Source organism: Neobacillus drentensis (assembly GCF_036962765.1).
Taxonomy (GTDB): Bacteria; Bacillota; Bacilli; order Bacillales; family Cytobacillaceae; genus Neobacillus; species Neobacillus drentensis_C.
The window spans coordinates 1-6,923 of sequence record NZ_JBALOS010000173.1 but is presented as its reverse complement, the minus strand read 5'-3'; the positions used below and the strand labels follow the sequence as shown (position 1 = coordinate 6,923).

At 36.4% G+C, this 6,923-nt stretch carries 5 protein-coding genes and 2 pseudogenes; 4 read left to right on the top strand and 3 right to left on the bottom strand.

The genetic code is table 11. The annotated features are described in order from the left end of the window. The first annotated feature begins 328 nt into the window (after nt 1-328). The gene (locus V7137_RS20730; protein WP_335699833.1) at nt 329-973 is read left to right on the top strand and encodes a formylglycine-generating enzyme family protein; all 645 of its coding nucleotides are present in this window, start codon (nt 329-331) and stop codon (nt 971-973) included. Between the two features lie 122 nt (nt 974-1,095). Here V7137_RS20730 and V7137_RS20725 read toward each other — a convergent pair whose 3' ends face one another. Next, complete coding sequence (locus V7137_RS20725) at nt 1,096-1,251, bottom strand: Arc family DNA-binding protein (protein ID WP_098573206.1); 156 nt, start codon at nt 1,249-1,251, stop codon at nt 1,096-1,098. A gap of 13 nt (nt 1,252-1,264) precedes the next feature. After that, nucleotides 1,265-2,122 carry an SPFH domain-containing protein gene (locus tag V7137_RS20720; protein WP_335699828.1) on the bottom strand — a complete coding sequence of 286 codons (858 nt, stop codon included), beginning with the start codon at nt 2,120-2,122 and terminating at the stop codon, nt 1,265-1,267. A 421-nt stretch (nt 2,123-2,543) separates the two neighbouring features. On the opposite strand from V7137_RS20720, the gene V7137_RS20715 reads away from it, so the two are divergent. Next, nucleotides 2,544-3,107: a hypothetical protein gene (locus V7137_RS20715; RefSeq protein ID WP_218346301.1), complete on the top strand. Its 564-nt coding sequence runs from the start codon at nt 2,544-2,546 to the stop codon at nt 3,105-3,107. A 201-nt stretch (nt 3,108-3,308) separates the two neighbouring features. Here V7137_RS20715 and V7137_RS20710 read toward each other — a convergent pair. Beyond that, nucleotides 3,309-3,590, bottom strand: a pseudogene (locus V7137_RS20710) (transposase); the annotation flags it as partial. Between the two features lie 610 nt (nt 3,591-4,200). Between V7137_RS20710 and V7137_RS20705 the strand changes: the two are divergent. Both V7137_RS20705 and V7137_RS20700 read left to right on the top strand, forming a co-directional pair. Further along, nucleotides 4,201-6,111 carry a sigma 54-interacting transcriptional regulator gene (locus V7137_RS20705; RefSeq protein ID WP_335699827.1) on the top strand — a complete coding sequence of 637 codons (1,911 nt, stop codon included), beginning with the start codon at nt 4,201-4,203 and terminating at the stop codon, nt 6,109-6,111. Between the two features lie 150 nt (nt 6,112-6,261). Continuing rightward, a pseudogene (locus tag V7137_RS20700) lies at nt 6,262-6,558 on the top strand (dihydrodipicolinate synthase family protein); the annotation flags it as partial. Nucleotides 6,559-6,923 lie beyond the last annotated feature (365 nt).

The window sequence follows — 6,923 nt, the reverse complement described above, 5'->3', positions numbered from 1 at the left end:
GGGTGCAAGAGTTAAAGATGGAGAGCTGCGGCGACCTTTTTTCCTTGTTGTAGGAACGGAGGAGTTTAGTGGAAGAGTCCAGATTAAACTTTGTTCAGCAATCGGGCCATTTTCTTGAATAACACTCAATAAGGAAATTGGATATTTATGTTAAAATATAAAGAAGATTTTGAAAAAGTGTACTCAAGCTAATGAAGCAGTTATCTGAAAAAAAAATCGTAATTTTGTATTGATTTAATGGTTCTAAACGAGGTGAAATTTATAAAATCAAATTCAATAGGAGGAAGGTAGAGTGTCAAATGAAACAAAGAGTTACATTGACTATCCAATGGCAAAAATTCCAGGAGGAGAAATAGATTTAAGAGACGATAGAATAAAAAGCAAATGGAAAGCTGAAATAAGACCGTTTCTTCTTGGCAGGTATCCTGTAACTATGAGTCTGTACTATGCTATTACAAATAAATCACCTAATTCTTTGGACGGAGAGCTAAAACCGGTTGTGAATATTTCTTGGAATGATGCCATTTCTTTTTGTAATCTACTTTCACAGAAAACTGGACTAAAAGAGTGTTATTCTATTAGTAATGATGGTGAAAATATTATTTGTGATTGGGAATCAGACGGCTATCGACTTCCTTCAGAAGCAGAGTGGCAATATGCATGTAAAGCAGGGACTACTGGTTATAGATACGGAGAGCTTGATAAGATTGCCTGGTATAATGAAAATTCAGGAGGCAAAATCCATGAAATAGGAAGAAAGGAACCGAATGAATGGGGTCTGTATGATATGTTAGGGAATGTTTGGGAGTGGTGTTGGGATTTATATGATGAACAAGTGTACGGCTCCTACCGAATTTTTCGAGGAGGTAGCTGGGCTGAAGAGGCTAGGGGTTGTGGGGCTTCGTGTCGTCGTCGTAGCCATCCGTCATTTTGCATAGAAGACCTTGGATTCCGTCTTGCCCAGTCTTTTTAAACAAACAAGCCAATTTGCGAGGTTAATTGAAGTTTGTCTGTTTTCAATTCGAGGGATCGTAACTTAGAAAGCCTGTATCTATGATTACACAATAATCAAAGATACAGGCTTACTTATTTTGTCTATTCTTTTTTTAATCTTCCCGCCTTTTTGGCCGCCTCTTTTAATATGACTTCGATTTGGGCGTTTACGCTTCTAATTTCATCTTCAGCCCACTTTTCCAGCACCTCATATAATTTTGGATCGATGCGAAGCGGAAATGATTTTCTTTTACTCATTTACAACACGACCTTAATAAATGCTTCCTGTATTGATAATGGGCTGTGTTCCTTTCTCGGAAACAATGGCGACCATTAAGTTATTGACCATCTGCGCTTTTTTCTCTTCATCGAGGTCCACAATTTCCTGCTCTGCAAGCTGGTCAATCGCAGCTTTTACCAGCCCTACTGCACCATCGACAATTACTTTACGTGCAGATAAAACAGCTTGAGCTTGTTGTCTTTGAAGCATGGCAGAAGCGATTTCGGAAGAATAGGCAAGATGCATAATCCTCGCTTCGATGACGTCAACCCCTGCAACATCCAGTCTTTTTTGTAAATCATACATAAGTACATCTGCGACTTCATCGCTATTTTGACGAAGGGTAAATGTGTTTTCGGAATGACCGAATGAATCATAAGCATATCTGCTTGCAATATGACGAATACCGGTTTCACTTTGAATTTGAATGAATTTTTCATAGTTTTCTACGTCATACAATGCTTTTGCTGCATCCCTTACTTTATACACAACAACAGCTGCAATTTCAATTGGATTTCCTTCCAAATCATTTACCTTTAGCCGCTCACTGTTAAAGTTTGTCACACGTAAGGAAACGCTGCGTTTGAACGTAAAGGGGATGGTTGCCCATAATCCTTGGTCCCGGATGACACCTAAATAGGTTCCAAAGAAAGTTAATACCTTTGCTTCATTAGGTTGAACAATGGTTAAACTTGTTGCAACAATGAGTCCTAAAATTACGACTATTCCTCCGGAGATTTTCTCCGAAATGGATCCGGTAGCAATTAAGTAAATACCAAAACCAATGCACAAAAGCGCAATAATCAACGCTGCAAAACCATTCATTTTAAATATGGATTTCTCTTTCATAAGACCCCTCCTTAATATATAAGTGATATAAAAGTGATATCACATTTATATCATAATATGGTGGCGAAAAAAAGTAAATCATTTAATTGTTTGCCAATTTTGATATTTCCAGCTCGGCCAAAAGACCTGTTACGACAAATTGTGAATCCTAGAATGGGACTTTTTAATTAAAAACCGTGAAAGATGTTGATTTTTGAGAGAATCAGCAGGATTTTTAATTTTAATTAAAGAATATATATACAACTAAAATTCACTTGCTTATAGAAGTTTTTTGAGAGATTGCAAGAAGAACGGTGATACAAAAAGAAAATGAGTAAATCACTCCTGGACGTTTATTTCACTATGCAACTAACTGCAGATAGAAACAGGTAAAGCCATGTTATTCAAACATTCTATCAAGGTATGAAAGAGGGTATACGATATGATTGAAAATTTCTTTGCAGACTATAAAAAGTTTATTGTTGTACCGGAGGATAAAAACGGAGTTGAGAATGAAGTATTTGACCCCAAAAATTATGCGGCAAATTATATCCTAACACTGTCCATTTTTGATTCTCGTTTATCTTCCTGGAGAGATGCCAGTAAATTCGAAATAGATGTCGAAAAAAGTATCAAAACAGTCCTGAGGGATTTCAATCAAAAGCAACGAGGGAAGTACTATCTTCAATTATTAGAATTAGATAGGTATAAAAACTATTTTATCGTTGCTCTTTCTTCTAAAACAAAATTTAATCCAGGGGAAGAAAATAAACGTATAGCTTATATCATTGATAACTTACTTTCGAACCCATTTTATGTTGGAGAAGGATGGTTCAACCTAATTGGTGAAAAAGGAAGAGTGGCCCGTAAACTCTTTTGCTGCTCCTTTAAAGAATATGTAGTGGAGGATCTAAACCAAGAAAAATATGAAAACATCAGTGAATTAATCCCTAAAAATGGAGAGATTAAGCTGATCAAAAGCTCTCAGAAAAGGGATATTCTCTGAATGCACAGGTAACAGGTGCATTTAGCTTGGCATGTCAGAGCTATTAGAGAATGGGGCTAAAAAGGGTTTGGAGACATTTTTTCAAAAAGTAGAAAAGGAAATAAAAAGGAGTCTTTATTATATGAAAAAGAAGGGCAGGTGAAAGAGAGATCATATTACTTTAAAGGGTTCCATTTCCTATCGCAAACATTAAAAATGTAACTTAGTAATTCGGTTTTTCGTGGCTGTAAACTTACCAGATTCAAACACACTAGGATTAACCCCAGCGAAAGCTACTAACTTTTTAGGATCAGTAAATCTATCTATCTCTCCAATTTCTGAAATGATCGTGGCAGCGATTTTTTCTCCGATACCAGGGATAGATTTGATAATATTATGTTCTTCAACTTCTTTAGCGAGGGCATCTATCTCTGACTCTAACATGGATAGGTGCTCTTTGTATTGAAGAATGATGTTTATATACATTTCAAGACTTAAAATATTATACTCTAAAACTATTACGATATGGTCTGCCTTTATCTTAAAATGCCTGAACTTGACCTCCCCCTTCAGGAATCCAGACCCATGACTGGAGTCATTCCTAATTCCTCCTTATCCTAACTATTCTTTCTATTCCTAGCAAAAATTATAAAGCTATGTACCCCTGAGCTAGTCCAAACACAATTTTTTCTCCGAATCCAAACAATTATTGGACCTGCGTTAATACCAATGATCAAAATCGTTTGCGTTGACCTTTTTTTTATCCCCATAATAAAGGAGTACAAAGAACCTTCTTTGAGCTTTATACTAGTTTAAAGAGCAATTGAACAGTTCGAACCACTTAACAACAAGAACAGTTAAGCAGTTTACCTGTATTTTTTCTGAAATCGCTAACAATCCAAATAACTCAGCACAAAACTTACGATTCTAAAAAGTTATAAGTATAGTTAAAGATATTAAAATGAGTCCGTCATTTTTAGTGATTAATAAATCTCATCTTTTAATCTTAGAGAGAGGTTTGTCAAAGGGAATGGTTTGATCACCTCCCTGTTTATAGGGAGATGAAGCCGCAATAAATTTTTCAGATTATTTAAAAAATAGAGGTGTCTACTTAATGAACAATATACTCGTCATTGCCCCCTATGAAGCCTTAGTAGAGCAGGCCGAAAGAATGAATGAATTTTGTGATATACCTTATACCGTTATTCCAGGGAATCTCAAGGAAAATCTTGATGAAATCAGATCTTATATCAATCAAGGTGTAAAGATCCTCATCTCTCGTGGGGGAACAGCCCAAGCTTTACGAAATTCATTCGATTTACCTGTCATTGAAATACCCGTTACGTCTGTCGACATTTTAATGGCGTTAAGTAAGGCAAGTGAGCAAGGTTTTAAAAAAATCGCCTTTATCACGACGTTAAATATTTTATTTCAAGCTAAGCATTTTAATAACATTATGGACATAGATTTGCAAATCTTGCCCTGTCAAGATGCTAACGAAATACCTGCGAAGGTGAAACATCTAATTGAAGACCAGGGAATAGATGCAGTAGTGGGTGATGTAGTAGCCACACAACAAGCGATAGAGCGTGGAATCTATGGATGTCTTTTAGAATCGGGTCCTATGTCCCTTCAAATAGCCCTTAATGAAGCCGCAACAATTTTAAAATCAATGGAAAAGGAGAAGGCTCGTTTAAAGCAACTTGAAGCGATTCTTAATTTTACAACTGAGGCAGTTCTTACAATAGATAATAAAGAGAAGGTTACCGTATATAATGCATCAGCTGAGAGAATATTTGGCGTGCCAATAAACCAGGTACTCGGGAATAAGTTAACTGAGTGTTTACCCGAAAGTCTATTGAATAAAGTTTTATCCGAACATGACGAGGAAAAAAATATCCTTCTTAAGATTAATGGAAAGAAGATTGTTTGTAACCGGGTTCCTATTATCATTCATGGTAGGTTTCATGGAGCAGTGGCTATTTTTCAAGAAATTGGTGAAATTCAAAATTTAGAGATGAACATCAGGACTAGGCTTAATGAAAAAGGATTAGTGGCCAAGAAATCCTTCAATGATATTCAGGGTGGTAGTCCAGAAATGCTCAAATGCATTCAGCAAGCGAGACAGTATGCTAAATCTAACGGTACAGTTTTAATTTATGGTGAGACGGGAACAGGAAAGGAACTCTTTGCACAGAGCATTCATAATGAGAGCAAACGGGCTAAGGGACCTTTTGTTTCCGTTAACTGTGCTGCATTAAGTGAAAATCTACTTGAAAGTGAACTTTTTGGATATGTCGAGGGTACTTTTACAGGGGCACTTAAAGGAGGTAAGATGGGGCTTTTTGAATTAGCCCATGGAGGTACATTATTTCTCGATGAATTAGGGGAAATCTCCCTTAATTTTCAAGCGAAACTTCTAAGGGTATTGCAAGAAAAGGAGGTTCGACGTGTTGGAGGAGATCGGGTAACTCCTATTGATGTTCGGATCATCTGCGCTACGAACCGAGATCTGCGTGAAGAAGTTCGATTGGGGCGTTTTCGTGAAGATCTTTATTACCGGCTGAGTGTATTGGAGTTACAATTAATGCCACTCAGGCAGCGTAAAGACGACATCGTCCCTATGGCTATATCCTTTTTCAAGAGTGAATGTATAAAAGAGCAAAAGGTTTTGTTTTTGCCGCTGGATCAACTTTTTGATTGTCTAAAAAGTTACGATTGGTTTGGTAATTCACGGGAATTGCAAAACTTCATCGAAAGGTTAGTTATTAGTACTGAGGAAGGTGAAGAGTTAACAGAGTACAAGATTTGTGAGCTGTTGGCTGAGAAGAAAGGGAAACTTTACGACAGAGGGGGACAAAATCATGACGAGTTACAGGTCACCATTTCAAATCGATTTGAGGATATGGAAAATCAGCTCTGGAAGCAGCTTCTCGAGCGTTATCATGGAAACAAGGATAGACTTTGCAAGGATTTTGGAATAAGTAAAACTACCCTTTGGCGTAAGTTGAACTTTCATAAATGAGTTGCATCATTTTATATTTGAGAAACAAATTTCAAATAAGAAAGATAAATTTAAATAAGCTGTTATAAATAGCTTCTTGTTCTTTACTGAATAAGAGGTTGTAAAATCTGCGGTTAAAGACTTCAGTGTTTTCTCTGGTTTGACGAATATTTCGTTCCGAATCTAATGGCCGGTGGAGACGGAGGTCTGTGCGGACTCACGAAAATAGTACCGGAGCTTTTCGGTGAGCTTTTTAAAGCCTACCAGGGTGAGGATTTCTCTATGGTCGTTTCGAGTCAGAAAAAAATTAGTAAGCTTATGAGTGTTTATGATGTTTCACAACCTTTTGTTGCAGCAATAAAGACAGCGGTTATGCTTAGAGGAGGAACAATGATACCAATGGTCAAAGCACCAGGGACTATGATGGATGAGCAAGGAAAAAGTAAGAAGTATTTTGGTTACAGCTAACATTAATTGAAAAATAGGGGAAGAAAATATATAAAAGTTAAGGAACACCGGATGTTCCAAAGTTTACTTTAAACCGGTAAAGTAGTTACAGTAGGAATTGAGAGACTAGGTAGATTAACGAAAAGATTTATAGAAGAATAGAATTAAAAGGAACAATTTTATTTTACAAGGGAGGTCATGCAGACCCCCTTGTTTTTTATACTTTTAATATTTTTGAATTTTCTATTTTTTAAAGGGGATGCACTTTACAAGGATTTTGGTATACCAAAACTATCTTATAGCATAAGTTGACCTTTATAAATGAGTCTTCAATCTTTCATATTTGAAATGTGAATTTCAAGTATGAAAGATTTGAAGCAATTAAG

What these genes read in the sequence shown, in the direction of transcription:
- V7137_RS20730 (WP_335699833.1), top strand. Translation starts at nt 329, where the DNA reads ATGGCAAAAATTCCAGGAGGAGAAATAGATTTAAGAGACGATAGAATA.
- V7137_RS20725 (WP_098573206.1), bottom strand. Translation starts at nt 1,251, where the DNA reads ATGAGTAAAAGAAAATCATTTCCGCTTCGCATCGATCCAAAATTATAT.
- V7137_RS20720 (WP_335699828.1), bottom strand. Translation starts at nt 2,122, where the DNA reads ATGAAAGAGAAATCCATATTTAAAATGAATGGTTTTGCAGCGTTGATT.
- V7137_RS20715 (WP_218346301.1), top strand. Translation starts at nt 2,544, where the DNA reads ATGATTGAAAATTTCTTTGCAGACTATAAAAAGTTTATTGTTGTACCG.
- V7137_RS20705 (WP_335699827.1), top strand. Translation starts at nt 4,201, where the DNA reads ATGAACAATATACTCGTCATTGCCCCCTATGAAGCCTTAGTAGAGCAG.